The organism is Riemerella anatipestifer ATCC 11845 = DSM 15868, assembly GCF_000252855.1.
GTDB classification, from domain to species: domain Bacteria; phylum Bacteroidota; class Bacteroidia; order Flavobacteriales; family Weeksellaceae; genus Riemerella; species Riemerella anatipestifera.
Map to the genome: position 1 here is coordinate 940,061 of NC_017045.1, position 23,234 is coordinate 963,294.

The following is a 23,234-nucleotide window of genomic DNA, read 5'->3' on the forward strand; positions in this document are numbered from 1 at the left end:
ATATCCAATAGCTCTATCTACCAAACATTTTATCATCTTTATCTTCTCTAGTACCATCTTCTAAGCGATATTGCTTAAGCATTGGGTGGTAGCCCATATCTGGGTCATTTAAGATAATTCTTAAATCAGGATGCCCCTTAAATCTAATACCGTAAAAATCAAATGTTTCCCTCTCCATCCAGTTAGCTCCTGAATATAAATCTGAAATGGTATCTACCTCTGCTTCTTCTATCGGCATAAACACTTTTAGACGAACTCTAAAATTAGTCTTCATATTATGAAGATGATAGATAACTCCTAACTCTTTAGCCTTATCTTGAGGATAATGGATACCGCATATATCTGTAAGAAAACCTATTTCTAAAGAAGAATCTTTTAGATGATGAATAAGCTTTTTTACCTCTTCTTTTTTTACCTCTAATGTTAACAGACCATGAGGCTCAGAAACTGACAATACCGCTTCTGGAAATTCTCTATTTATGGCCTCTAAAACAAATTCGTTGTTCATATCTTTTTATATGATAATTTGACAATGATTTAACTTTTTTAATTTTTTGATAATCTAGCTCTCAATTTCAAATTATCTCAGTTTATTTAACACCGTAGCTTTCTAACAATGCCTTATACTCTGGCATATCTCTTCTTCTAAGACTTTCACTCTGTGCCAATGCCTGAACCTGCATAAACCCTTCTAATATCTGCTCTGGCCTAGGCGGACATCCTGGCACATATACATCTACAGGTATAATTTTATCTATCCCTTGTAGTACCGAATAAGTATCAAAAATACCACCACTACTCGCACAAGCTCCCACCGCTATTACCCATTTAGGTTCTGCCATCTGAGAGTAAACTTGCTTAAGCACGGGTGCTAATTTTTTAGATATAGTTCCGCAAACCAAAAGACAATCTGCTTGTCTTGGAGAGAAAGACATTCTTTCCGCACCGAATCTTGCCATATCGTAAGTAGGCATCGCCATTGCCATAAACTCAATACCACAACAAGAAGTTGCAAATGGTAGTGGCCATAAGGAATAAGAACGAGCCATTCCTATAAGGCTACTTAATTTTGTTGCAAAGAACCCCTCTCCTGAATATCCTGGAGGAGCTGGTGCATCTGTTTTTATAATAGGTTTATTAGACATCTCGTTTTTCTAATTTTTAAATATAATAGTTACTTAAACATTCTTACTTATCCCAATCTAAAGCTCCTCTTTTAAGAACATAGAAAAATCCGATAAAAAATACTGCTACAAATGTAAGAACAGCTAAAAAGCCTTCTACCCCAAACTCTCTAAAATTAACCGCATAAGGGTAGAAAAAAACTATTTCTATATCAAATAAAACAAATAAAATAGCTGTAAGAAAATATTTAACAGAGAATGGTGTTCTAGCATCTCCTTCAATCTCTACCCCACACTCAAAAGCATCATCTTTAACTCCGCCATTCAGCCTAGGACCCAAATAATGAGAAGCTACCAAAGAAATCAACACAAACCCCAAGCCTACAGCAGCTTGTATTAAAATTGGAATATAATTTTCTGGAATACTCATAATAATTTTAATTCTTGACTTGCAAAGCTAAGAAATTAAACCTTAAAACTAAAAAAGCCACCTCCTTTTTAAAAGCAAAATAACTTATATTTAGTTAATTTAGAATTATTTTAAATAGATGTTTTATCTGTTTTTCATTTTCTTTAATATCACCCAAGCTATATAAGCAATATACAAAAATAGTACACTTGCAAAGACAATATTAATGATGGTGTTTATCCGCCCATCTTCTACTTTAAAAATAGTATTATACAATATAAATACAATAATTAAAATCGCATAAAGATAGAGTTGTTTTTTCATTGAAAATGCTTTAAATATCTAGTGAATAAGTCCTTCTTCGTTTGTGATTAACCGGATTATAATCCTGCCACAAAAGTTGAATATTTTTATTTTCTTCAAGCTCAGGATTGGTCTCTAAAAACCTCACCCCTTTCTGCTTAAACACTTTATAAATTTCTTCAAAGATAATAGAAGTAACGCCTCTACGCTGATAATCTGGACGAATACCTATTAGGTAAAAATTAGCTCTATCATTCTTTTTACTTGCCTGTAGAAAATGCCACCACCCAAACGGTAACAACTTACCTTTAGCCTTTTGCAAAGCTCTAGAATAAGATGGCATTGTGATAGCAAAAGCAATTAAATCATCATGTTCATCAGCAATACAAATAATATAATCTTTGTCTATAAAACCAAAATATTTCTCTTTATAAGTCTTGATTTGCTCATCTGAAATCGGCGTGTAGGTAGACAAATTTTTATAAGTTTCATCTAGTAATTTAAACATAGGCTCTACTAAGGGCAATATTTCTTTTTTATGATTAAACCTAAGAACCTTAAGCTTATATTTTTCTTTAATAAGACCACTAAACTTGGTTATTTTTTCTGGTAGTTGCTCTGGAAAATCAATTTCAAACTCTACCCATTCTTTTTCTTTTTTAAGTCCAAGTTGCTCCAAATGTGTTGGATAATAGTCAAAATTATATATCCCTATCATAGTTGCCAACTTGTCAAACCCCATCACCAACATACCTGCTTTATCCAAATTGGTAAACCCCATTGGACCTTCAATCTTGGGAAGATTTTTAGATTTAGCTACTTCTATAGCCTTATCCATCAATACTTTTGAAACCTCTATATCATCTATAAAATCCAGCCACCCAAAACGCAACTTTTTAATACCTAACTCTTTCTCCTCTTTGTAATTAACTATAAGTGCAATACGCCCAACCACTTCACCATTTCTATACGCTAAATATTGTTCTGCATCAGAATAAGATAAAGCAGGGTTTTCTTTAGCATTCCAAATATTCTTTTCGTCGTTGTTAAGTGGTGGCACGTAGTTGGAATTTTCTTTATAAAGATTATTTGGAAATTTTATAAAATCCTTTAATTCTCTGTCATTAGTTACCTTTTTTACTGCTATAGATGCCATATTTTGGGTCATTTTTTACAGCAAATATAACATAAAAGTTTGGCATAATTTTTTCTAAGTAGTGGCTAAAAATTAAATTATATGGGGTATTATATTATTTTAGGAATCATCACTCTAGTAAGTTGGTTGGTTTCGGCGAGGTTAAAATCAAAGTTTAATCACTACTCTAAAGTAATTCTTAGTAACGGACTTTCTGGTAAAGAAGTGGCAGAAAAAATGTTAAGAGACAATGGTATACACGATGTTCAGGTAGTATCTATACCTGGACAACTTACTGACCATTATAATCCTATAAACAAAACAGTAAACTTATCTGAAGCTGTCTATATGCAAAGAAATGCCGCTGCTGCTGCCGTTGCCGCTCATGAATGTGGACACGCTGTACAGCACGCCGTAGGGTATTCTATGTTACAACTTCGTTCTAAGTTAGTTCCTATCGTTAATATCAGTTCTAACTTATTACAATTTATTCTTATAGGCGGTATCGCTGTAATGGCTGCAAGCGGTAACAAAACCTTATTAGCTGTAGGAGTTGGGCTATTTGCCATCACAACACTATTTGCATTCGTTACTCTTCCTGTAGAATACGACGCTAGTAACCGTGCTTTAAAATGGTTGAAAAGCACAGGTACTGTAACTACACAAGAATATGCAGGTGCTGAAGACTCTCTAAAATGGGCTGCTAGAACTTATGTAGTCGCAGCATTGGGCTCATTAGCTCAGCTAATTTACTTTGCTTCTATGCTGATGGAGAGGAGAGATTGAATAAAAATTTAATAAACACAACTCACCCATCTCAAGTTTTTTTGAGTTGGGTGTTTTTATAGATAATTATTCCTTAATTGAATATTCCCATATAACCAAAATTCATTTCTCATATTCTATTTTTAGAGTTCTCCAACAATAATAGTTGTATATCAGAGCATAGCTTCCTATATTTTTAATTATCTTTGCCCTAAATCCTTCATAAATGAAATACTACATTATAGCAGGAGAAGCCTCTGGAGATTTGCACGGAAGCAACCTTATGAAAGCTCTAAAACAAAAAGACCCTAACGCTACTTTTAGATTTTGGGGTGGCGATTTAATGGAGCAACAAGGTGGCACTTTGGTAAAGCATTACAGAGATTTGGCATTTATGGGATTTGTAGAAGTTGTCCAAAACTTAGGGACTATACTCAGAAATATTAAATTCTGTAAAGAGGACATTCGTAATTTTCGCCCTGATGTCTTAATTCTTGTAGATTACCCTGGTTTTAATCTTAGAATTGCAAAATTTGCAAAAAAGCTAGGTATTAAAGTGGTTTATTACATTTCCCCTCAACTTTGGGCATGGAAGGAAAGCAGAGTAAATACTATAAAAAAATATGTAGATGAGATGCTCGTTATTCTGCCTTTTGAAAAGGATTTTTATAAAAAACATAAAATAGAAGCTCATTTTGTTGGACACCCCCTTTTAGATGCTTTATCTGATTTACCACCGATTGATATTCAGAATTTTAGAAAAGAACATCAACTAAGCGATAAAAAAATCATTGCACTACTACCAGGCTCTAGAGAACAAGAAGTAAAAAAAATGCTTTCAATAATGCTTTCCGTTAGAAGCGAATTTAAGGACTATCAATTTGTAATCGCTGGAGCACCTAGTTTACCTAAATCCTTCTACGAAAGTTATGTAGATAGGGAGGTTAGCTTTATTTCTAATAAAACCTATGACCTTCTCCGATGCTCCGATGCGGCACTCGTAACCTCTGGTACGGCTACTTTGGAAACTGCCTTATTAGAAGTCCCAGAAGTGGTTTGCTATCGTGGAAGTAAAATTTCCTACGAAATCGCCAAACGCCTCATTAAACATATTAAATACATTTCGCTTGTGAATTTAATTATGGATAAGGAAGTGGTTAAAGAACTCATTCAAGATGAACTCAATACGCCTAATCTTGTTAAAGAACTCAAACTGATTCTCAATGAAAATAGAGCTAGTCTTCTTTCTGACTATAAAATTCTCAAAGAAAAACTAGGAGGAAAAGGAGCTAGCGAGAAAGCCGCAGAAATCATTACTAAAATTTAGTTGCTTTTCTCTAAATCTTCAACGACATCTTTTATATTAGGATACTTAAATTTATACCCTGCTTGTTCTATTTTCTGTGAGGAGACTTTAGCACTAGAAATTAGCATATCCGATAGTTCGCCTAGCATCATTCTAAGAAAAAATTTAGAAACTTTTACAGGCAGACTATATTTCTTTTTATATTTTTGAGTTTGATTTAAAAATTCATTTTGTGTTACTGGATTAGGTGCCACCGAATTAAAAATACCTTCCACTTCGCTCTCTAATAAGTGATGGTAAATAGCACAATGGTCTTTGATATGAACCCAACTCATCATTTGTTTACCATTTCCAAGCAGAGGTTTAATACCAAAATTTAAAGGTTGAGTCATTTTAGGATAAGCCCCACCATTTGCTCCTAAAACAATACCTGTTCGTAGAATACATAATCTTTTCCCTAAATCACTGACTGGCTTTATAGAATTTTCCCACTTTTGGCATAATTGTGCTAAAAAATCTGCTGCAGCGGGCATATCTTCCATACAAAGCATATCACTAGGAATTTCTAACCCATACCAACCTATCGCAGAAGTACTAATAACCATCTTAATATGATTATCCACTTCTTGTAAAGCCTTTACTATGGTCTCATTAGCATTGATTCTACTATTGACGAGTGTTTCTTTCCTTTGAGTAGTCCAGCGTTCATCTGCAATACCTGCTCCTGCGAGGTTGATGATAGCATCTGCCATTTCAAAAGGTTTTTTATCAAAAGTTTTTAACTGAGGATTCCATTCAAAATAGCGTAAGTTGCTCTGCGGATTATGAGGTGGTAGCCTTCTAGTTAAAACAAAAATCTCATATCCCTTTGAGAGAAGATATTCGATAAGATGTTTCCCTACAAAGCCTGTTCCTCCTGAAATAATAACTTTCATCTTTGCTTCCACTTTTTTAATCAAAAAGCCCTAAGATATTTAATCCTAGAGCCTTTAGATTTAATTTTTATTATTTTTCAAATGAGCATCAAAATAATCTGTAACCTTTTGCATCAGATGCACCCTATCTTTACCTAGCACATTATGAGCATGACCTGGATAGACAAAATAATCCAATTGCACCCCTTTATCAACTGCTGCTTTCAAGAAATCAATCGTATGTTGCCATACCACTACATCATCCTGAGCTCCGTGTATCAAGAGTAAATTCCCTTTAAGATTTTGTACCTTATCTAGTAGATTAGCTTGTGCATAGCCTTCTGGATTTTGCTGTGGGGTATCCATATAACGCTCTGTGTACATAATTTCATACATCTTCCAATCTATCACAGGACCTCCTGCCACACCTACCTTAAAGACCTCTGGGTGACGAAGCATTAAACTCGTCGTTATAAACCCTCCGAAACTCCAACCATGAACGCCCATTCTTTCAGCATCTACAAAAGATAATGATTTTAAATAATCCACTCCCTTTAGTTGGTCATTCATCTCCACAGTTCCTAGCTGACGAAATGGTGCTGACTCAAACTTTAGACCTCTATTAGACGAACCTCTACCGTCCATAGTAAAGACAACATAATCCCTCTGTGCTAAATATTCGTACCAAAGATTGCCACTGGCAGGGAAAGAATTAGTAATCAACTGTAGATGTGGACCATTATATAAATAAACAATAACAGGATATTTTTTATTTGGATTAAATGAAGTTGGCAAAATCAGCTTTCCATAAAGAGGCGTACCATCATCTGCTTTTAGTGTTACATTTTTAACCTCTGGACGAAGGTATCCCTCCAAAGTATTATCTGCAGACAACAAAGTACTAGACACCATTGTATCGGTATTGATGACCTCTATTTTTCTTGGCGTAGTTGCGTTAGAATAGCTATCTAACAATACTGTCCCAGAAGGATTAAGCAATCCCCTATGAACACCCGCCGACTTGGAAAGACGCACCATTTTCTTGTTATGCCAATTAACCTTATACAAGTGTTTTTCTAAAGGGGTTTCTTTAGTTGCCTCTATATAAATTTCATTTTTCTTGGCATTGAATCCTAGAATATCACTCACTAACCAATCCCCTTCTGTAATTTGACCAACCAAACCTTTAGTTAAATGATAGTGAAACAAATGATTATATCCCGTTCTTTGGCTCTGCCAAAGAAAATCTGTATTAGAATTAGGTAAGAATACCAACGAGTGTTGTGGCTCTACATATTTATCACTTTTTTCCTCAAAAAGAGTTTTGATAAACGCTCCTGTTTTAGCGTCATATTGATTCATTTTGAGGTGATTTTGGTCTCTATTGAGAACACCTACAAAAATATATTTAGCATCTGGACTCCACGAAACAGCCGTTAAATACTGTTCTTTATCTCCTTCTATATTTAGAAAATGAGTTTTTTTAGATTTTATATCATAAACACCTAAACTCACTTGATGAGAAGTACCACCCGCCATAGGATATTTAATATTATGATTTTTTGCAGGCGTAACCGACCAATCTATCACAGGATAATCATTCACCATTGTTTGGTCCATTCTGTAAAATGCAATCATAGAATTATCAGGAGCAGAGAAAATACCTCCATCTATCCCAAACTCGTTACGGTGAACCGATTGTCCACTAATGATATTTTCGTTCTTTTCATCGGTGATTGCAAATGCTTGTCCATTTTTTTGCCAATAAAGGTTATTTTTAACCGTATAAACAAAAGTGGAATTATCCGATAACAGTGTGATATTATCCGCTTCCTCTGGCAAACGCTCCCATTCTTTAATATTCCAACCATTACTTTTTTTCTCCAACAAATAATGGGTGTTGTCCTGAGAAAAATAAGCTGTATTATTATTGATGAAATTGAGATTAGGAAAACCAAATAATTTTCTACCTCCTGTTAAATTTTGGTTGATTTGGTAAAGAGAAATTAAAGTATCCGATTTCATTGAAGGGTACTCTGTAACCATATAGGCATTCTTAACCGAATGAATATACGCTGAACCATCTTTTGCCCACTGTAATTGAGGTAAATTCTTAATTGCCAAATTAGAACGAAGCCCATTAACAGCTTCACTCATTGTAAACTTTTGTTTTTGAGCAGGTAACAACCCCACTACTAATAGGGCTAACCAATAGTTTTTATTAAATTTCATAACGATAATTTGTTCTAACTTCAAAGATACTAAAAAATGTTACACTGAAAACAAAACACCTCTAGTCTCCTTTGAATTTAAAATAAACTCCGTTATGAAAATCCTATTATAGTTGAGATTACCAACCACCACTGGCTCCTCCACCGCCAAAGCTACCACCGCCGCCAAAACCGCCGAAACCTCCTCCACTACTAGAGCCTCCTCCAAAACCTCCCCCTGGAAAAGGAAAGAATCCTCCAGAATAAGAGCGTCTTCCTCGTCTTGTAATAATTACATCTTCATCATCGTAACCACCTCTCCCATTAGAATCATGTCCTGAAAACATCAGTAAAATAAATACTATTATAATAAAAATAATGATACCTGCCGCTAATCCGCTATTTCCTTCAGGCTTCGGAATAGGTTTAAATTTACCTTGTACAGCTTCTATAATCGCAGTTGTTCCGTAATCTATACCTTCGTACCAAGCACCTCTTTTAAAACGAGGTACTACAAGATAATCTATAATTTGTCCCGCTGTGGAAGCTGTAAGATATTGCTCCACTGCACGCCCCTGCTGTATAGACACTTTCTTATCTTCCGTAGCTATAAGAAAAACTACCCCATTATCTACCTTTTTTTGACCTATTTCCCACTGTTGCCCAAACATTGTAGCCACATAGTTAATATCTTCGCCCTTAGTTGTTGGGATAATAATGACCATTATCTCGGTAGAAGTAGAATCCGCAAAGGCTATCAGTTTTTGGTTAAGCTGTTGCTTCTCTTGTACAGAAAGTAAGCCTACCTCATCGTAAACTGGATAAAGTACACTTGGCTTTTTAGGAATTTGATACTGAGCTACAAGATTTCCAAACCAAATAAAAGATAGAAGTAAGAATATTTTAAGAGAATGTAATCTCATTCGGTAATTCGTTATGATTTTGTCCTTCTATAGGAAAATATTTTTTGAGTTCTTGACCTGCCTTTAAAATAGCTTCCTTCAACCCTGAATAATATTTACCTTGAGCAAATGAGGCGGTAATTTCATCGTGCAATCCGTCCCAAAACTCTTGCTTAACCTTTTTATGAATACCCTCATCACCTATAATCGTAAGGTATTTATTATCAAAGTTAATGTGAAATAAAACTGCATTTCTGTGTTTAGTATCTTGCATACCCAACGACTGAAATACCTCAAAAGCTCTCTTAGCGTGATGATGTTCTGACTGAGTATCTATATGAACTCTAATTTCTCCTGTAGAAAAACTTTCAGCTACTTTAATGGCTTCCACAAGGGAAGCCTGTTGTTCTTCTGTAAGATAATCTTTAACCATTATTTGAAAACTTCTGGAGCTTTTTCTGCTCCTACTTCGGAACGGAAATAAGGCTTATCTCTAAAGTTAGTAAAATTAGCCAAAATGTTATTAGGGAATTTCTTAATAGTATTATTGTAATCTTTTACTGCATCATTAAAATAAACCGTTTCTGCTCTAATACTATTCTCTATTGCTATATATTCTCTTTGAAAATTAATATATTGTTGGTCTGCCTTCAAATTAGGATACTGCTCTACCACAGCCATTAGACGACTCAACGCTCCGCTCAATTCCCCTTGTGCCGACTGAAATCTTGCTAAATCAGCTTCCGTCATATTAGTAGGGTCTATAGTTACCGAAGTAGCTTTAGAACGAGCCTCAATTACTCCTGTTAGAGTTTCTTTTTCAAACTGAGCGTAAGATTTTACTGTTCTTTCCAAGTTAGGGATTAAGTTAGCTCTTTTTTGGTAAACCGTTTCTACATTAGACCATTTAGAGTTTACTTCTTGGTCTTTCTCTACAAAAGTATTATAACCTGACTTTCCCCAAAAGAAAAGCCCGACCAAAATAACTCCCAGTGCTATAAAAATAGTACTAGCACTCATACATCCTTTATTATTCATAGTTTCATTTTTTAAATTAAAATTAAATCTGCACCGAATATACAAATTATATGCTAAATTTGTCAAAAAATAGTATAAAAATGACCACCATCATTGTAGCAATGGGTAAAAATAATGAAATAGGCTTTAATAACCAACTTCTTTGGCATTTACCTAAAGATTTGAAACACTTCAAAAATTTAACCTCAGGGCACCCTATAATTATGGGGCGAAAAACCTATGAAAGCATTGGAAAACCTCTACCCAACAGAACTAATATCGTGGTTAGTCAAAAAAAAGATTGGTTTGAGGAAGGTATTCTGATTGTTGGTACTTTAAAGGAAGCTATTAAATTTGCCAAGAAAATAGACGAAAATATTTTCATCATCGGTGGTGGCAGCATTTATGAACAGACCATAGACCAAGCAGACCGACTGGAAGTAACTTTAGTGGATACCACTCTAAAGGCAGATACCTTTTTCCCAAAAATCAACCCAAAAGAATGGCTAAAAACTGATGAAATTTGCCATGAAAAGGACGAGCAAAACCCTTATAATTTTTGCTTTCAAACTTATGAAAGAGTACAGAAATAATCAAATACGATTAAACCAACTCTCCGTATAAGTCATATTCCTCTGCGGAAGTGATACGAACATTAGCAAACTCGCCGATAGAGATATAGGTATTTTCTGCCGACACCAATACAGTATTATCTACATCGGGAGAGTCAAACTCGGTTCTCCCTACAAAGTAATTACCTTCTTTTCTATCAAAAATACAACGGAATACCTGCCCTACTTTCTCTTGATTTTTCTCCCAAGAAATTTGAGATTGTAACGCCATTATTTCTTCCTCTCTAGCTTCTTTAACCTCCTGAGGTACATCATCTTCTAACTGATACGCCGTAGTATTTTCTTCGTGAGAATAAGTAAAACAACCTAACCTATCAAATCTTTGCTCTTTTACCCAGTTTTTCAATTCTTGGAAACGCTCTTCCGTCTCTCCTGGGTAGCCTACAATAAGAGTGGTACGCACCGCCATATTTGGCACTTTCTCTCTAAACTTATTTAAAAGAGCATTGGTTTTTTCATGCGTTGTCCCTCTTTTCATAGACTTTAGCAAATCAGTATTGATATGCTGCAACGGAATATCAATATAATTACATACTTTAGACTCTTCTCTGATAATATCCAATACCTCCTCTGGAAATCCCGTAGGGAAAGCATAATGTAGTCTTATCCACTCAATACCATCTACTTTTACCAACTCTTTTAAAAGGTCTCCTAGAGCTCTTTTCTTATAAATATCTAAACCATAATAAGTTAAATCTTGTGCAATCAAAATGAGCTCTTTAGTTCCTTTTTTAGCTAATTTTTTCGCTTCTTCTACCAATTTTTCTATCGGTGTAGAAACATGTCCTCCTCTCATCAACGGAATAGCACAGAACGAACACGGTCTATCACAGCCCTCTGATATTTTAAGGTAAGCATAATGCTTAGGAGTCGTCGTCAATCTTTCTCCTACTAATTCGTGCTTATAATCTGCTCCTAAATGTTTGAGTAAAATAGGTAAATCCCTCGTCCCAAAATATTGGTCTACATCAGGAATTTCCTTCAATAAATCTGGCTTATATCGCTCCGAAAGACAACCTGTTACAAAAACTTGCTCTACTTCGCCTCTGTTCTTCGCCTCTACATAATCTAATATTGTATTGATAGATTCTTCTTTCGCATTATCTATAAATCCACAAGTGTTAATTACCACAATATCTCCACGCTCTTGCTCATGCACCACTTCTTTTCCGTTGGCTTTAAGCTGCCCCATAAGCACCTCCGAGTCGTACAAATTTTTTGAACACCCTAGCGTTACTACATTGATTTTTTTCTTTCCTGTGGATTTAGTTCTCATAACATTATGGATTAAAAGCCTGCAAATTTAGGGATTTTTACACAAATAAAAAGGTACACCTCATAAAGATGTACCTTATTGATATTTATTTGTCTAAGAAATTGTCACAAAATTCTTCTTAAATATTCTCCATAACCACTTTTACCGTATTTATCCGCTGATTTTAGAAGTTGCTCTTTATTGATGAAGCCTTTTTTATAGGCAATTTCTTCAATACAAGAAATTTTGAAACCTTGACGCTTTTCTAAAACTTTCACAAACTCCGAAGCCTCATGTAAAGAATCAAATGTTCCTGTATCTAACCATGCTGTTCCTCGGCTCATTACTCCAACTTCTAACTCGCCTCTTTCTAAGTAAATTTTATTGATGTCCGTAATTTCTAATTCGCCTCTTGGTGAAGGCTTTAAATTTTTAGCAAATTCTACCACCTGATTATCGTAGAAGTACAGTCCTGGAACCGCATAATTCGATTTTGGATTCTCAGGTTTCTCCTCAATAGAAATCGCTTTGTTTTCAGAATCAAACTCTACTACTCCATATCTTTCTGGATCAGAAACTTGATAGGCAAACACACAACCTCCCTTGATTTCAGTCTTACTATTTAACAACTGCGGTAACCCTGTACCATAGAAAATATTATCACCCAATACCAAAGCTACCGAATCATCACCAATGAATTCCTCCCCTAAAATAAAGGCTTGTGCCAATCCGTCTGGGCTTGGCTGTACTTTATACTCTATTCTACAACCAATTTGTGAGCCATCACCCAAGAGTTTTTTAAAGCCTTCTCGGTCGTGCGGTGTCGTGATGATAAGGATTTCTCTAATCCCCGCCAACAACAAAGTAGAAACCGGATAGTAAATCATCGGCTTATCATAAACAGGCATTAGCTGCTTGCTCACCGCAATAGTTAATGGGTAAAGCCTTGTACCAGAACCTCCTGCAAGTATAATTCCTTTCATAGTTTTAATTTTTATACTGCTCTTTGTAATATTCTTGATAAGCTCCGCTGGTTACATTTTCCAACCAATCTTGATTATTCAAAAACCAGTCGATAGTCTTAGCCAAACCTTCTTCAAAAGTAACGCTTGGTTTCCAACCTAAATCTTTATTGAGTTTCGTAGCATCTATCGCATAGCGTTTATCATGCCCAGGACGATCTTTCACAAAAGTGATTAACTTTTCGGAATATCCCTCTGGACGACCTAACTTGGCATCCATTTGCTTGATAAGTTCTTTAATTAAATCAATATTTTGCCACTCGTTCCAACCGCCAATATTGTAAGTTTCGCCTGTTTTAGCTTCGTGGAAAATTTGGAAAATTGCCTTTGCATGATCAATTACAAACAACCAATCTCTTGTATATTTACCATCACCATAAATAGGTAACGGTTTCTCGTTGATAATATTAGATATACAAAGCGGAATTAATTTCTCAGGAAAATGATTCGGACCATAGTTGTTAGAGCAGTTAGACACAATAAAAGGCATTCCGTAAGTGTTACCATACGCTCTTACCAAATGGTCGGAAGCTGCTTTACTCGCCGAGTAAGGTGATTTCGGATCGTAAGGCGTTTCTTCAGTGAAAAATCCCGTTTCACCTAAAGCCCCATAAACCTCATCAGTAGAAACATGATAAAATAGGTTTTGCCTAGGCTCATCTGGGAAATTCCCGTGCGTATGCTCTGGATTAAGCGTCCAAAATTCACGGCAAAGATTTAATAAATTAGCCGTACCCATCACATTGGTATTGATGAAAGCGTTAGGGTCGGTAATACTTCTATCCACATGGCTCTCCGCCGCCAAATGCACCACCGCATCAGGCTGATGTTTTTCAAATACCTTTCTTAACTCTTCTACTTTGGTAATATCTGCCCTTTCAAAAGTATAGTTGGGTTCGTTTTCAATATCTTTTAAATTCTCTAAATTCCCCGCATAAGTTAGGGCATCTAAATTGATTATTTTGGTATTAGGCAAGTTTTTTACAAACTCTCTTACCACATGAGAGCCAATAAAACCTGCTCCGCCTGTTATTATAATTGATTTCATCATTTATTTTTTAAAAATTCTTTTTAGAAAATGGCAACTGTACTTTATCTTTTTCGGAAAGAATAACATCTGTCTCATCCAACTTCCAATCTATAGCTAAATCCGCATCGTTCCAAAGGATTCCGCCTTCAGACTCCTTATTGTAAAAATTATCACATTTATAGGCAAAAACTGCCATTTCACTCAACACCGCAAAGCCGTGAGCAAAGCCTCTCGGCACATAAAACTGTAACTTATTTTCTGCCGTTAATTCCACTCCATACCATTTCCCAAACGAAGGCGAATCTTCTCTTAAATCCACCGCCACATCCCAAACCTTCCCCTCTAAGCAAGATACGAGTTTCGCTTGGGCATGCTCTCCTTTCTGTAGGTGCAACCCTCTAAGAACCCCATAAGACGATTTAGAAATATTATCTTGAACAAAATGCCCATTCATTCCCGTAAGGTCCTCAAATTTTTTCTCGTTAAACTTCTCGTAAAAGTAACCTCTTTCGTCTTCAAAAATAGTAGGCTCTATGATGTAACAATCCTTTAGTGGCGTTTCTTTAATCTTCATAATTTGAATATGCTGTACAAAAGTAAAGTTTTTTATCTATTGAAAAAAATATTACAGGCTTTTAGCAACAGTCTTAGGTCTTCTTTAAAGGATAATTTCTCTAGATATTCTAAATTTAGTTTGACTTTATGTGGAAAAATAACTTCATCATTATATTTCAATGAGTCTTCCTTTTGATTCAAGAGGTACTCTTCGTTTCTGTATTCTAAACTCGCTTCTGATAAAAGTCCTGGTTTTAAAATCAGTAATTTTCTATCTTCTCCCTTGAGACCGTCATAATAGCCCGACACATCTGGACGAGGTCCGATGAAACTCATTTCTCCCTTCAAAATATTGAACAATTGGGGAAGCTCATCCAACTTAGTTTTTCTTAAAAAAGCACCTATACTTGATATTTTACGAGAAACCGGACGAATGGTTTTAAACTTATATATCCTAAATAGCTTGCCATACTGCCCTACCCTATCTTGTACAAAAATTCCGTAGGAAAATGTATCTACAGATACCAATATTAACAAAAACAAAAGTAAAGGAAATATAACAACAATAATAACACCCGCTAAGATTCTAGCGAGTGTGTATTTTATTTTCAGATAGGCGTATTGTTCTCCTTTCATAATACTCATTTATTTAACCACAGTACCCGCGTAAGGGATAGAGTGAATCCCCCGAAGGGAGGATGCCGCGGAGCGAAGCGGAGCGGCAATGACCGAGGCGTATGAACGATAGCCCGACCCCAGCGGCTGGTAATAGCGTTGGAGAGGGATACGCCCTAACTTTTCAGTTTATAAACCACTTCTGATATTCTCTGTCTATCCGCATCGGTTAAATTAGACCCCGAAGGCAAACACAATCCGTTTTCAAACAACTGCTCCGCCACCCGACCACCGTAATATGGAGCCTCAGCAAAAACAGGTTGCAAATGCATTGGCTTCCATAATGGACGAGATTCGATATTATCTTCCAAAAATTTCAAGCGTAAATCCTCTCTGGAAAAACCAGCCTTTTGAGCATCAATCACCACTGCTGACAGCCAATGGTTAGAGAAGTAATCTTCCGATGGCTCTGCGAATACCTCCACTCCTTCTATATTTTTGAACAAATCAATATAAAACTGATGATTGGCTCTACGCTGAGAAATCCTTTCATCTAAAACCTCCATTTGTCCACAGCCTATCCCTGCACAAATGTTGCTCATTCTATAATTATACCCAATTTCAGAATGCTGGTAATGTGGTGCGTTATCCCTTGCCTGAGTAGATAAAAACACCGCTTTTTCTTTCTGTGCAGAGGTCTGACAGAGCAAGGCTCCACCTCCTGAAGTCGTAATAATTTTATTACCATTGAAACTCAAAATACTCATTTCCCCGAAAGTACCGCATTTCTGTCCTTTATAGCTGCTTCCTAAAGCCTCTGCCGCATCTTCAATGATGGGAATTTCATATTTAGAAGCAACTGCCATCAGTTCATCCATTTTTGCTGGCATTCCGTAAAGGTGGACAACGATAATGGCTTTCGGCTTTTTACCTTTGGACAATCTCTCCTTAATAGCATCTTCTAAAGCTAATGGACACATATTCCAAGTCTCTTTTTCGCTATCAATAAACACAGGTGTAGCTCCTTGATAAGCAATAGGATTTGCCGATGCCGAAAAAGTCATACTCTGACAAATGACCTCATCTCCCATTTTAACCCCTAAAATAATCAAAGCTAAATGTAATGCAGCGGTGCCCGCACTGAGGGCTGCCACATCTACACTTTGTCCCAAATAGGTTTTAATACTTTCTTCAAATTGATTAACATTAGGACCTAATGGGGCTACCCAATTCTCAGCAAATGCCTCATTGATATATTTTTGTTCATTTCCTCCCATGTGTGGAGAGGATAACCATATTTTTGTGTTCATGGTATCAAATCTATTTTTTTTGCTTCGCAAAGTTTCACTTTATTGTGCACTATATCCACCATCTACGGGGATATCTACTCCAGTTATCCACTTAGAATCCTCTGAAAGTAAAAATTTAATGGTATTGGCAACATCTTCTGGCTGTCCCAATCCCAAAGGATGCATACTTTCTATCTTTTGTATATTTTCTTGGCTGATACTTTCTAGTATTTTTATAGACATATCGGTTTTTACCATTCCGGGAAGCACACAGTTTACTCGTATGTTCTTAGGAGCCAACTCTAGGGATAACGCCTTTGAAATCCCTGAAAGAGCATGTTTGGACATACAATAGGCTGTTTTTGCCGTTTGTCCCAAATGTCCCATTACCGAACTAACCAACACAAAACTTGCCCCCTGGGAAGAAAGGTAATTTTTCTTCAGCAAACATTTAGAAATTAACACTGCTGGTATGCTATTTACGGACAATACTCTTTCTAAGTATTCCTTTTTAATCAGCTTAGAGGGAATCGTGGCTTCCATGCCCGCAGAATACACAAAACCATCGTATGGAATACCATCTTGAAGACTTTCTGCTATAGCGTTATACAAGGCTTCTTCATCTGTAACATCTACTGAAAATACTTGATGCCCGTCTCCACTACATTGTTGGGATACCTCTGTTAATTTTTCAACATTACGAGACATCAAAACAAGTTGAAAACCTTGACTAGCTAACGTGATGGCAGTTGCCTTCCCGATACCTGAAGAGGCACCAACAATTAAAATCTTTTTTAGTTTCATCAATTATTTATTGTTTTCCCTGTTTTTGAAGCATTTCCAAAATCTTGTCCATAGTAATCATTTCGGAAATTTCTTCTGGCTCAAAAGATACATCAAAAGACTCTTCTATCTCTACAATAAGGTTAAGATGACGGAGCGAATCCCAATTTTCTACCGTTTCTTGTGAAATTTCTTGTGGAAAGCTATTCTCATCCATCTCAAAAACTTCTGCCATTATTTTAATTATTTTCTCTTTCATAAGGCTTTCTATTTAAATGTTATTTTGTAATAATCTTTCATTTGTAATTTTTCAGAATGCTCTAAGCGATACTTTTTAACACCGTCAGTCGTCGTTTCTATTAGAGTAAATCCTACTTTTTCTAAAAAATTAGTTGCCATTGCATTTTTTTTAGTTGGGATAAACTCTGCCGTAATATTGCTAAGCTGTTTTTCTTTTTTAATTTTATCAATCAATGCCAAAAGTACCGTTTTTTCTATCTCTCGACCTAATATTCTACAACTCAAAAGATACGAATCTAGATGTAAACACTGCTCTTTTTCTGTAATAATCGCAGCAATGGTAATACCATTATCTCCAAATTTATCCTTTACATGGGCACAATAGATAGATGCTCCCTGCGATAACATATATTGTAACTGCTCTTGTGTGTATCTTCTGGTTGTAAGATTGAACTGATTGGTTTTTTGTGTCATTTGAGCAATTCTGGAAATATTACTTTCATTGGCTTGAATAATGTCTATCTCCATGCCCAAACTCGACAAATAGTCGTCCATATCATCAAAGGCTTTCTTACTTTCGTTGCGGAAGAAATTTTGTTTATACTGTTCTGTTTTCTTCATATCCTCCGCAGAAAACTCATATGCCATAAAATAATCGTGGTATACCTGCCAAAAAAAGTTAACCAACTCATAAGGTTTATCCGGAAAATCAGGCACCGCCACCTCTGGCAAAAACTCCTTTACCAATCCTCTTTCTACAGGATTATCGTCTATAAAAACAAAACTATCCGTGCCAATATTCAACTCTTCGGCTATGGATTTAATATTCGATGCCTTATCCTGCCAATTAATTCGATACGCCGAAAGCACATTACTATTAATCAAATGATTAGGATTTTTGTCCCAAACCTCTTGTACATCTTTTAAGTTATTTTTGCTACAAACAGCCAATATCACTCCTTTCTCCGAAAGCTTTAAAAGCAGTTTCTGAAAGCTTTGAAAACAAATTCCTGGATAATCCATACCCAATTTAATACCAAAAGGACCTTCTTCGCCCACAACCCCTCCCCACAAGGTATTATCACAATCCAAAACAATACATTTTTTTCTCTTCAAATCCAACGCATGAGTTTGTTTATAAAACCAATCCTTAAATGCCTTGGAAAATTTGGGATTGTAAGGCATTTGAGAGGTAAAAAAGAAACGCCATTCTATAATAGGCAGTTTTTGTTCTTGTAAAAAGCGATTGATATCCAATATCTTCACATGACCATATTGAGCCGATTTTTCTTGCAAAAACTGTATATTAAAAGAATCTATTGCATTCAAAAGTTCGGGTGTTTTGATATTCCAATCTCGATTGGTATCTCGATACAGAGTAAAGATTATGACCCTACCTGTGAGTCCCGAATGTAGAATAAAATTAATTTTAGACTTTATATCCTCTATTTCGTTAATTTGCTCCTCTGGAGACAGTGAAGGATTTATCTGATAAAAGATTATATAATCGCTATGCCCTTGTGTAGGTTTACTAACATCTCCATACCCACTAAAAACATCTTGAGCATCAAATAGATACTCTATCGTATAGTTTCTATATATATATTTTGACATTATTATTTTTCTAAAAATTCTATTAAACCTAAATGTGTATTGTACATAAAACTAATTCTTCTATTGTTAAATGCTACTGCAGGCGTTGGGGCTAACACTAACAAAAATTTCTTTTTTTTGAAATCCTCTATTGTAACATCTAAATCCTCTACCTCATAACAAATGTGATAGAGGGAAGCTCCATTTTTTTGTAATATTTTCGTTACTGGGCTATCGTTTTTGTCCAATGGAGATACCAGCTCTATTAAATGACTCGTATCATTACCGATGAACAAAAGCTCTACCCCTTGTATGGGATCTATAATTTTTTCACTAGTCGCTGTGTAGCCTATTTTTTCAAATTCTTTTAGGCTTTTATCTATAGACTTGGTTGCAAAACCGTAATGATGTAGTTTCATTGTTCAGTGTTTTTTTAGATTTCTTGTAAATCCGAAATATGTGTCCCATCTAAGTTTAAAATAGCAGCTCCCCAAGATAATCCAGCACCAAATCCACTAATTAACACTCTTTTTCTCTCGCTTTGCCAATTTTTTAGTTCACTAACAATGGTAAGCGGTATGGTAGCAGAGCTTGTATTTCCAAATTTATCTAAACTATATGGAACATTATCTGAACGATACTTCAATTTCTTAGTAAAGAAATCCGTCATAAATTTATTGGCTTGATGAAATATGATTTTATCAATATCCTCCAATGCTATTTCGCATTTTTCCGTGATTTCTTTAATGCTTTTAGGAACTACTTTCATAGTAAAATTGAATACATCGATTCCATTCATATATATCTGAGTATCATCACCCAAACTACCGTCCTCTCTTTCATATTCTTGAAAAGACTGATGCGTGGTAGGCACTCTACATCCTCCCGCTTTTATCATAACAGCATCCCAACCTGATCCGTCGGTTTTTAGTAAACTAGAAAAATGTTCTCCCTCTTTCTTTTCTAACAAAGTAGCCGTACCTGCATCTCCGTAAAGCAACGCATTGGTTTTATCTTTAGGATTTACTATTTTAGAAAATGTTTCGCCATCTAAAAGCAACACTCTACGCACATTAGGTAGATTAAGGTAAGTAAAAGCCGTTGTTAAAGCGTATACATAGCCACTACAAGCCAAAGTAACATCAAAACAAGCACAATCTTTACTAAGTCCTAATTTTTGTTGCAATATCGGTGCTGTGGCAGGAATTTTATAATCGCTGGTTTGAGACATAAATATCAACACATCTATACTTTCTCTATCTATTTCCAAATCGGCAAATAGTTTTTCAGCAGCCTTCATGCACAAATCAGATGCCGTTATACTAGCATCAGCGATTCTTCGTTCTTTAATACCAACGGAGTTAATAATTTTCTCTAACTCTTCCTGAGGAAAAATATTTGTAAGGCTTTCATTTTTTACGACTTTTTTAGGCACACAAGCTGCGATACCCTTGATATGTACATTAGGAATTTGTAAAAATGCCATTATTATTCGGTTTTATCTTTTACTATTTCATAAATATCGCGTACCAGAGTAGCCCCTTTGATATCGTTATGTGTAAGAGTTACCTCATATTCTTCTTCCACTACAGCAAGTAATCCCAAAGCAGTAAGGGAACTCCACTCTTCAAAATTTTTGAATTCGGTATCCATGGTTATTTCTTCCAATTCAACTTCATCGAATATAGAAGCAAAATGCTCTAAAAAAGTTTGTTCATTCATTGTATTTTATTTTAAAAATTAACTCTTATAGCAGGGTTTCCAATATAAGTGGAATCGCTTTTAATACTTCTAAGTAATATGCTCCCTGCACCTAATATGTTATTGTTTCCTATCTTTTTTTGTTGAATAACCCCACAATTAAAACCTAAATAATTGAGATTACCTATTTCCACCCCTCCTGATATTTGCGCATTGGGACTCAATACATTAAAGTCTCCTACCTTGCTATCATGCCCTATGGTAACCCTAGTATTAAAAATATTAAAATTACCTATGGTTACATTACAACTTAGCATAGTATTGGGAGCAAAAATATTTCCTTTTCCCAAAACTAAATTTTCTTTGTCATAAAATACCGCTGTGGGATGTATGATATTAGGGAAAGAAATATTATTGTTATTTAATAATGTACTTATCGTACTTAGGTGTATGGGTTTCCCAACGGCAATAGCGACTTCTATGGAATAATCAATATTGTTCAAGCCCTCCACTTTTCCTAATACCTTACCATAGGCATTGCTTTTAACCAGTGTATCATCATCAAAAAAACCTATAAATTCAAAAGTTTGCTGCTGTGTAATCAACAAATCTTTCCAGATGCAAAATACCTCTTGCCCAAAACCTCCTGCTCCAATAATTGCTATTTTTTTCATAACTATTCATTCCCTTTAAATGGCTCTATAGTTGCCTGTCCTTCTTGGGAAATCCCCTCGGAGACAAAGACTTTCTTTACCGTTAATAATAAAATTTTGATATCCAAAGATAGTGAGATATTTTCTACATACCAAACATCGTATTCAAATTTTTGCTGCCACGAGATAGCGTTTCTGCCGTTGACTTGAGCCCAACCTGTAATGCCAGGACGCACATTATGTCTTTTTTTCTGTTCCTCATTATATAATGGCAAATACTGTGGTAGTAGAGGTCTTGGACCAACTAAGCTCATATCTCCCTTAATTACATTTAATAGTTGCGGAATTTCATCTAACGATGTTTTTCTAACGAATTTACCTATTGCTGTTAAGCGTTCTGCATCAGACAATAAATTACCATTAGCATCTTTTTTATCATTCATTGTTTTGAACTTAATGATACTAAAAATACGTTCATTTTTCCCAGGTCTTTTCTGAAAAAAGAAAGGCTTCCCTTGGTTTGCAAAAAACAAACCTATTGTAACTAAAATAAAAACAGGACTTAATAGCAAGAAACCAACAAGAGCCAAAGTGAAATCCATAATAGGTTTAAAAAAATCTCTATACATTCTCTCTAATTAGCTTATTATACTCTTTTAATAATTCTTCCCATACAAACTCACGCTGATAACAGCTTACAATCATTTCTCTACTATTTTCTTTTAACCGTAAATACAAATTATCATCATCTATAATGATTTGCATAGCCTTTCGAAGACTTTCTACATCTTTCGATGGAACAATTAACCCATTTTTGTTATTCTCTATAATTTCATTGCATCCATTAATGTTTGACACAATGCTTGGAAGTCCCATAGCTCCTGCCTGCATAACTACATTAGGAAAGCCTTCCCGATAACTTGGAAACACAAGAGCATCAGCAATAGCAAAGTAAGGCCTTACATCTTTTTGAAATCCAACAGCTATAATATTCTTATTCCTTTCAATTTCTTGAATAGTCTCAGTTTTTAAAGGATCTAAGTCTCTTTCTTCTGCTCCTACTAAAAGTAATTTAATATTTTGTTTCTGTATTTGTTTAAAAGCTTTTATTAACTCATTAATCCCTTTATCACCAACTAATCTACCTACAAAAATGTAAACAAAATCAGTATCTTTAATATCCAGTTCTTTCCTTAATTGCTTTTTCAATTCCTCACTTATTTGTTTGGGAGAAAAATGAGTGGTATTGATACCGTTTGAAGAACCATTCGCTATAATACTCAATTTATCTATTGAAGTATATTTTTGCTCCACAATAAAATCATACAACCCCTTAGAATTCGGATACACTTTGGTAGCACAAGCATAAGTCAATTTTTCTACAAAATCCAATAATTTACGCTTACCTCCTTTGGTTTCCATCAGAGGTAGACCCGCCACTGTATGTAAACGAATAGGAACTCCTGCTAATTTAGATGCCAACATCCCAATCAACCCTGCTTTTGGTGTATGTGTATGAACGATACAAGGCTTCTCTCTCCTAAACAAGAGCCACATTTTCCAAAGTGATTTTAAATCTTGAAAAGGCGTTATTTTTCTTGACATCTCAACTGCGGAAACACATACTTCCTCTTCCTCCTCTACCAACTGAAGTTCTTTTCCGAAAGATGAAATACCCCAAACATCAAAATGGTCAGACATATACCTCAGTTGTCCTCTCAGCAAAGCATAAAGAGAAATAGGAACTGTGGTTACTCTAAATAATTTTCTTTTCTGCATAC

The 23,234-nt window shown here is 35.4% G+C and carries 28 protein-coding genes; 3 read left to right on the plus strand and 25 right to left on the minus strand.

The window, feature by feature from the left end; translation table 11 throughout:
• Positions 1-13: 13 nt before the first annotated feature.
• The 5 genes from RA0C_RS04575 to RA0C_RS04590 all read right to left on the minus strand — a co-directional run bounded on the left by RA0C_RS04575 (position 14) and on the right by RA0C_RS04590 (position 2,992).
• Positions 14-508, minus strand: a complete 495-nt coding sequence (locus tag RA0C_RS04575; RefSeq protein ID WP_004918340.1) for an NADH-quinone oxidoreductase subunit C — start codon at positions 506-508, stop codon at positions 14-16.
• A gap of 82 nt (positions 509-590) precedes the next feature.
• Positions 591-1,145: an NADH-quinone oxidoreductase subunit B gene (locus RA0C_RS04580; RefSeq protein WP_004918338.1), complete on the minus strand. Its 555-nt coding sequence runs from the start codon at positions 1,143-1,145 to the stop codon at positions 591-593.
• Between the two features lie 43 nt (positions 1,146-1,188).
• Entirely contained in the window at positions 1,189-1,554 is a 366-nt protein-coding gene (locus tag RA0C_RS04585) for an NADH-quinone oxidoreductase subunit A (protein ID WP_004918335.1), read from the minus strand.
• A gap of 123 nt (positions 1,555-1,677) precedes the next feature.
• Positions 1,678-1,857: a hypothetical protein gene (locus RA0C_RS10545; protein ID WP_004918333.1), complete on the minus strand. Its 180-nt coding sequence runs from the start codon at positions 1,855-1,857 to the stop codon at positions 1,678-1,680.
• A gap of 10 nt (positions 1,858-1,867) precedes the next feature.
• Complete coding sequence (locus RA0C_RS04590; RefSeq protein ID WP_004918331.1) at positions 1,868-2,992, minus strand: GNAT family N-acetyltransferase; 1,125 nt, start codon at positions 2,990-2,992, stop codon at positions 1,868-1,870.
• A gap of 81 nt (positions 2,993-3,073) precedes the next feature.
• On the opposite strand from RA0C_RS04590, the gene RA0C_RS04595 reads away from it, so the two are divergent.
• Together RA0C_RS04595 and lpxB are read left to right on the plus strand one after the other, a co-directional pair.
• Complete coding sequence (locus RA0C_RS04595; protein WP_004918329.1) at positions 3,074-3,757, plus strand: zinc metallopeptidase; 684 nt, start codon at positions 3,074-3,076, stop codon at positions 3,755-3,757.
• 205 nt (positions 3,758-3,962) lie between these two features.
• On the plus strand, positions 3,963-5,063 hold the full coding sequence (lpxB, locus tag RA0C_RS04600) for a lipid-A-disaccharide synthase (protein WP_004918327.1): 1,101 nt from the start codon (positions 3,963-3,965) through the stop codon (positions 5,061-5,063).
• Here lpxB and RA0C_RS04605 read toward each other — a convergent pair.
• From RA0C_RS04605 to RA0C_RS04625, 5 genes are all read right to left on the minus strand, one after another.
• The gene (locus RA0C_RS04605) at positions 5,060-5,977 is read right to left on the minus strand and encodes a TIGR01777 family oxidoreductase (protein WP_004918325.1); all 918 of its coding nucleotides are present in this window, start codon (positions 5,975-5,977) and stop codon (positions 5,060-5,062) included. The two genes, lpxB and RA0C_RS04605, sit on opposite strands and share 4 nt — an antisense overlap.
• Before the next feature lie 60 nt (positions 5,978-6,037).
• On the minus strand, positions 6,038-8,188 hold the full coding sequence (locus RA0C_RS04610; protein WP_004918322.1) for a S9 family peptidase: 2,151 nt from the start codon (positions 8,186-8,188) through the stop codon (positions 6,038-6,040).
• 118 nt (positions 8,189-8,306) lie between these two features.
• Positions 8,307-9,089, minus strand: coding sequence for a TPM domain-containing protein (locus RA0C_RS04615; protein WP_004918319.1), 783 nt, complete (start codon positions 9,087-9,089; stop codon positions 8,307-8,309).
• On the minus strand, positions 9,070-9,501 hold the full coding sequence (locus RA0C_RS04620; RefSeq protein ID WP_004918318.1) for a TPM domain-containing protein: 432 nt from the start codon (positions 9,499-9,501) through the stop codon (positions 9,070-9,072). The genes RA0C_RS04615 and RA0C_RS04620 overlap by 20 nt, the downstream gene beginning before the upstream one ends.
• Positions 9,501-10,106: a LemA family protein gene (locus RA0C_RS04625; RefSeq protein ID WP_004918316.1), complete on the minus strand. Its 606-nt coding sequence runs from the start codon at positions 10,104-10,106 to the stop codon at positions 9,501-9,503. The genes RA0C_RS04620 and RA0C_RS04625 overlap by 1 nt, the downstream gene beginning before the upstream one ends.
• 80 nt (positions 10,107-10,186) lie before the next feature.
• Here RA0C_RS04625 and RA0C_RS04630 point away from each other — a divergent pair, with 80 nt between their 5' ends.
• The gene (locus RA0C_RS04630; protein WP_004918315.1) at positions 10,187-10,678 is read left to right on the plus strand and encodes a dihydrofolate reductase; all 492 of its coding nucleotides are present in this window, start codon (positions 10,187-10,189) and stop codon (positions 10,676-10,678) included.
• Between the two features lie 10 nt (positions 10,679-10,688).
• Here the strand turns inward: RA0C_RS04630 and rimO are convergent, their stop codons facing one another.
• The 15 genes from rimO to RA0C_RS04705 form a co-directional block, all read right to left on the minus strand.
• Positions 10,689-11,993, minus strand: a complete 1,305-nt coding sequence (rimO, locus tag RA0C_RS04635; RefSeq protein WP_004918313.1) for a 30S ribosomal protein S12 methylthiotransferase RimO — start codon at positions 11,991-11,993, stop codon at positions 10,689-10,691.
• A gap of 104 nt (positions 11,994-12,097) precedes the next feature.
• Positions 12,098-12,955 (minus strand): glucose-1-phosphate thymidylyltransferase RfbA, encoded by an 858-nt coding sequence (gene rfbA, locus RA0C_RS04640; protein ID WP_004918312.1) that lies wholly within the window; start codon positions 12,953-12,955, stop codon positions 12,098-12,100.
• Positions 12,956-12,959: 4 nt separating this feature from the next.
• The gene (rfbB, locus tag RA0C_RS04645; RefSeq protein WP_004918309.1) at positions 12,960-14,042 is read right to left on the minus strand and encodes a dTDP-glucose 4,6-dehydratase; all 1,083 of its coding nucleotides are present in this window, start codon (positions 14,040-14,042) and stop codon (positions 12,960-12,962) included.
• 10 nt (positions 14,043-14,052) lie between these two features.
• Positions 14,053-14,598: a dTDP-4-dehydrorhamnose 3,5-epimerase gene (gene rfbC / locus RA0C_RS04650; RefSeq protein WP_013446885.1), complete on the minus strand. Its 546-nt coding sequence runs from the start codon at positions 14,596-14,598 to the stop codon at positions 14,053-14,055.
• Between the two features lie 32 nt (positions 14,599-14,630).
• A complete protein-coding gene (locus RA0C_RS04655) occupies positions 14,631-15,215 on the minus strand; it encodes a sugar transferase (protein WP_004918306.1) in 585 nt (194 codons plus the stop codon).
• Between the two features lie 155 nt (positions 15,216-15,370).
• Positions 15,371-16,504 (minus strand): aminotransferase class I/II-fold pyridoxal phosphate-dependent enzyme, encoded by a 1,134-nt coding sequence (locus RA0C_RS04660; RefSeq protein ID WP_013446886.1) that lies wholly within the window; start codon positions 16,502-16,504, stop codon positions 15,371-15,373.
• Between the two features lie 39 nt (positions 16,505-16,543).
• On the minus strand, positions 16,544-17,287 hold the full coding sequence (locus RA0C_RS04665; RefSeq protein ID WP_013446887.1) for an SDR family NAD(P)-dependent oxidoreductase: 744 nt from the start codon (positions 17,285-17,287) through the stop codon (positions 16,544-16,546).
• A gap of 7 nt (positions 17,288-17,294) precedes the next feature.
• Complete coding sequence (locus RA0C_RS04670; RefSeq protein ID WP_013446888.1) at positions 17,295-17,525, minus strand: acyl carrier protein; 231 nt, start codon at positions 17,523-17,525, stop codon at positions 17,295-17,297.
• A gap of 8 nt (positions 17,526-17,533) precedes the next feature.
• Entirely contained in the window at positions 17,534-19,120 is a 1,587-nt protein-coding gene (locus RA0C_RS04675; RefSeq protein ID WP_013446889.1) for an HAD-IIIC family phosphatase, read from the minus strand.
• 2 nt (positions 19,121-19,122) lie between these two features.
• Entirely contained in the window at positions 19,123-19,518 is a 396-nt protein-coding gene (locus RA0C_RS04680) for a VOC family protein (RefSeq protein ID WP_013446890.1), read from the minus strand.
• Positions 19,519-19,532: 14 nt separating this feature from the next.
• Positions 19,533-20,585 carry a 3-oxoacyl-ACP synthase III family protein gene (locus tag RA0C_RS04685; RefSeq protein ID WP_013446891.1) on the minus strand — a complete coding sequence of 351 codons (1,053 nt, stop codon included), beginning with the start codon at positions 20,583-20,585 and terminating at the stop codon, positions 19,533-19,535.
• A 2-nt stretch (positions 20,586-20,587) separates the two neighbouring features.
• Positions 20,588-20,821, minus strand: coding sequence for a hypothetical protein (locus RA0C_RS04690; protein WP_013446892.1), 234 nt, complete (start codon positions 20,819-20,821; stop codon positions 20,588-20,590).
• Between the two features lie 11 nt (positions 20,822-20,832).
• A complete protein-coding gene (locus RA0C_RS04695; RefSeq protein ID WP_013446893.1) occupies positions 20,833-21,474 on the minus strand; it encodes an acetyltransferase in 642 nt (213 codons plus the stop codon).
• A 2-nt stretch (positions 21,475-21,476) separates the two neighbouring features.
• Positions 21,477-22,082 (minus strand): sugar transferase, encoded by a 606-nt coding sequence (locus tag RA0C_RS04700; RefSeq protein ID WP_013446894.1) that lies wholly within the window; start codon positions 22,080-22,082, stop codon positions 21,477-21,479.
• Entirely contained in the window at positions 22,075-23,232 is a 1,158-nt protein-coding gene (locus tag RA0C_RS04705) for a glycosyltransferase family 4 protein (protein WP_013446895.1), read from the minus strand. Before RA0C_RS04705 ends, RA0C_RS04700 begins: the two co-directional genes overlap by 8 nt.
• Between the last annotated feature and the right edge of the window lie 2 nt (positions 23,233-23,234).

Bases quoted from the DNA above. Each gene is read 5' to 3' on its own strand.
- RA0C_RS04575 (WP_004918340.1), bottom strand. From the start codon at position 508: ATGAACAACGAATTTGTTTTAGAGGCCATAAATAGAGAATTTCCAGAA.
- RA0C_RS04580 (WP_004918338.1), bottom strand. From the start codon at position 1,145: ATGTCTAATAAACCTATTATAAAAACAGATGCACCAGCTCCTCCAGGA.
- RA0C_RS04585 (WP_004918335.1), bottom strand. From the start codon at position 1,554: ATGAGTATTCCAGAAAATTATATTCCAATTTTAATACAAGCTGCTGTA.
- RA0C_RS10545 (WP_004918333.1), bottom strand. From the start codon at position 1,857: ATGAAAAAACAACTCTATCTTTATGCGATTTTAATTATTGTATTTATA.
- RA0C_RS04590 (WP_004918331.1), bottom strand. From the start codon at position 2,992: ATGGCATCTATAGCAGTAAAAAAGGTAACTAATGACAGAGAATTAAAG.
- RA0C_RS04595 (WP_004918329.1), top strand. From the start codon at position 3,074: ATGGGGTATTATATTATTTTAGGAATCATCACTCTAGTAAGTTGGTTG.
- lpxB (WP_004918327.1), top strand. From the start codon at position 3,963: ATGAAATACTACATTATAGCAGGAGAAGCCTCTGGAGATTTGCACGGA.
- RA0C_RS04605 (WP_004918325.1), bottom strand. From the start codon at position 5,977: ATGAAAGTTATTATTTCAGGAGGAACAGGCTTTGTAGGGAAACATCTT.
- RA0C_RS04610 (WP_004918322.1), bottom strand. From the start codon at position 8,188: ATGAAATTTAATAAAAACTATTGGTTAGCCCTATTAGTAGTGGGGTTG.
- RA0C_RS04615 (WP_004918319.1), bottom strand. From the start codon at position 9,089: ATGAGATTACATTCTCTTAAAATATTCTTACTTCTATCTTTTATTTGG.
- RA0C_RS04620 (WP_004918318.1), bottom strand. From the start codon at position 9,501: ATGGTTAAAGATTATCTTACAGAAGAACAACAGGCTTCCCTTGTGGAA.
- RA0C_RS04625 (WP_004918316.1), bottom strand. From the start codon at position 10,106: ATGAATAATAAAGGATGTATGAGTGCTAGTACTATTTTTATAGCACTG.
- RA0C_RS04630 (WP_004918315.1), top strand. From the start codon at position 10,187: ATGACCACCATCATTGTAGCAATGGGTAAAAATAATGAAATAGGCTTT.
- rimO (WP_004918313.1), bottom strand. From the start codon at position 11,993: ATGAGAACTAAATCCACAGGAAAGAAAAAAATCAATGTAGTAACGCTA.
- rfbA (WP_004918312.1), bottom strand. From the start codon at position 12,955: ATGAAAGGAATTATACTTGCAGGAGGTTCTGGTACAAGGCTTTACCCA.
- rfbB (WP_004918309.1), bottom strand. From the start codon at position 14,042: ATGAAATCAATTATAATAACAGGCGGAGCAGGTTTTATTGGCTCTCAT.
- rfbC (WP_013446885.1), bottom strand. From the start codon at position 14,598: ATGAAGATTAAAGAAACGCCACTAAAGGATTGTTACATCATAGAGCCT.
- RA0C_RS04655 (WP_004918306.1), bottom strand. From the start codon at position 15,215: ATGAAAGGAGAACAATACGCCTATCTGAAAATAAAATACACACTCGCT.
- RA0C_RS04660 (WP_013446886.1), bottom strand. From the start codon at position 16,504: ATGAACACAAAAATATGGTTATCCTCTCCACACATGGGAGGAAATGAA.
- RA0C_RS04665 (WP_013446887.1), bottom strand. From the start codon at position 17,287: ATGAAACTAAAAAAGATTTTAATTGTTGGTGCCTCTTCAGGTATCGGG.
- RA0C_RS04670 (WP_013446888.1), bottom strand. From the start codon at position 17,525: ATGAAAGAGAAAATAATTAAAATAATGGCAGAAGTTTTTGAGATGGAT.
- RA0C_RS04675 (WP_013446889.1), bottom strand. From the start codon at position 19,120: ATGTCAAAATATATATATAGAAACTATACGATAGAGTATCTATTTGAT.
- RA0C_RS04680 (WP_013446890.1), bottom strand. From the start codon at position 19,518: ATGAAACTACATCATTACGGTTTTGCAACCAAGTCTATAGATAAAAGC.
- RA0C_RS04685 (WP_013446891.1), bottom strand. From the start codon at position 20,585: ATGGCATTTTTACAAATTCCTAATGTACATATCAAGGGTATCGCAGCT.
- RA0C_RS04690 (WP_013446892.1), bottom strand. From the start codon at position 20,821: ATGAATGAACAAACTTTTTTAGAGCATTTTGCTTCTATATTCGATGAA.
- RA0C_RS04695 (WP_013446893.1), bottom strand. From the start codon at position 21,474: ATGAAAAAAATAGCAATTATTGGAGCAGGAGGTTTTGGGCAAGAGGTA.
- RA0C_RS04700 (WP_013446894.1), bottom strand. From the start codon at position 22,082: ATGTATAGAGATTTTTTTAAACCTATTATGGATTTCACTTTGGCTCTT.
- RA0C_RS04705 (WP_013446895.1), bottom strand. From the start codon at position 23,232: ATGCAGAAAAGAAAATTATTTAGAGTAACCACAGTTCCTATTTCTCTT.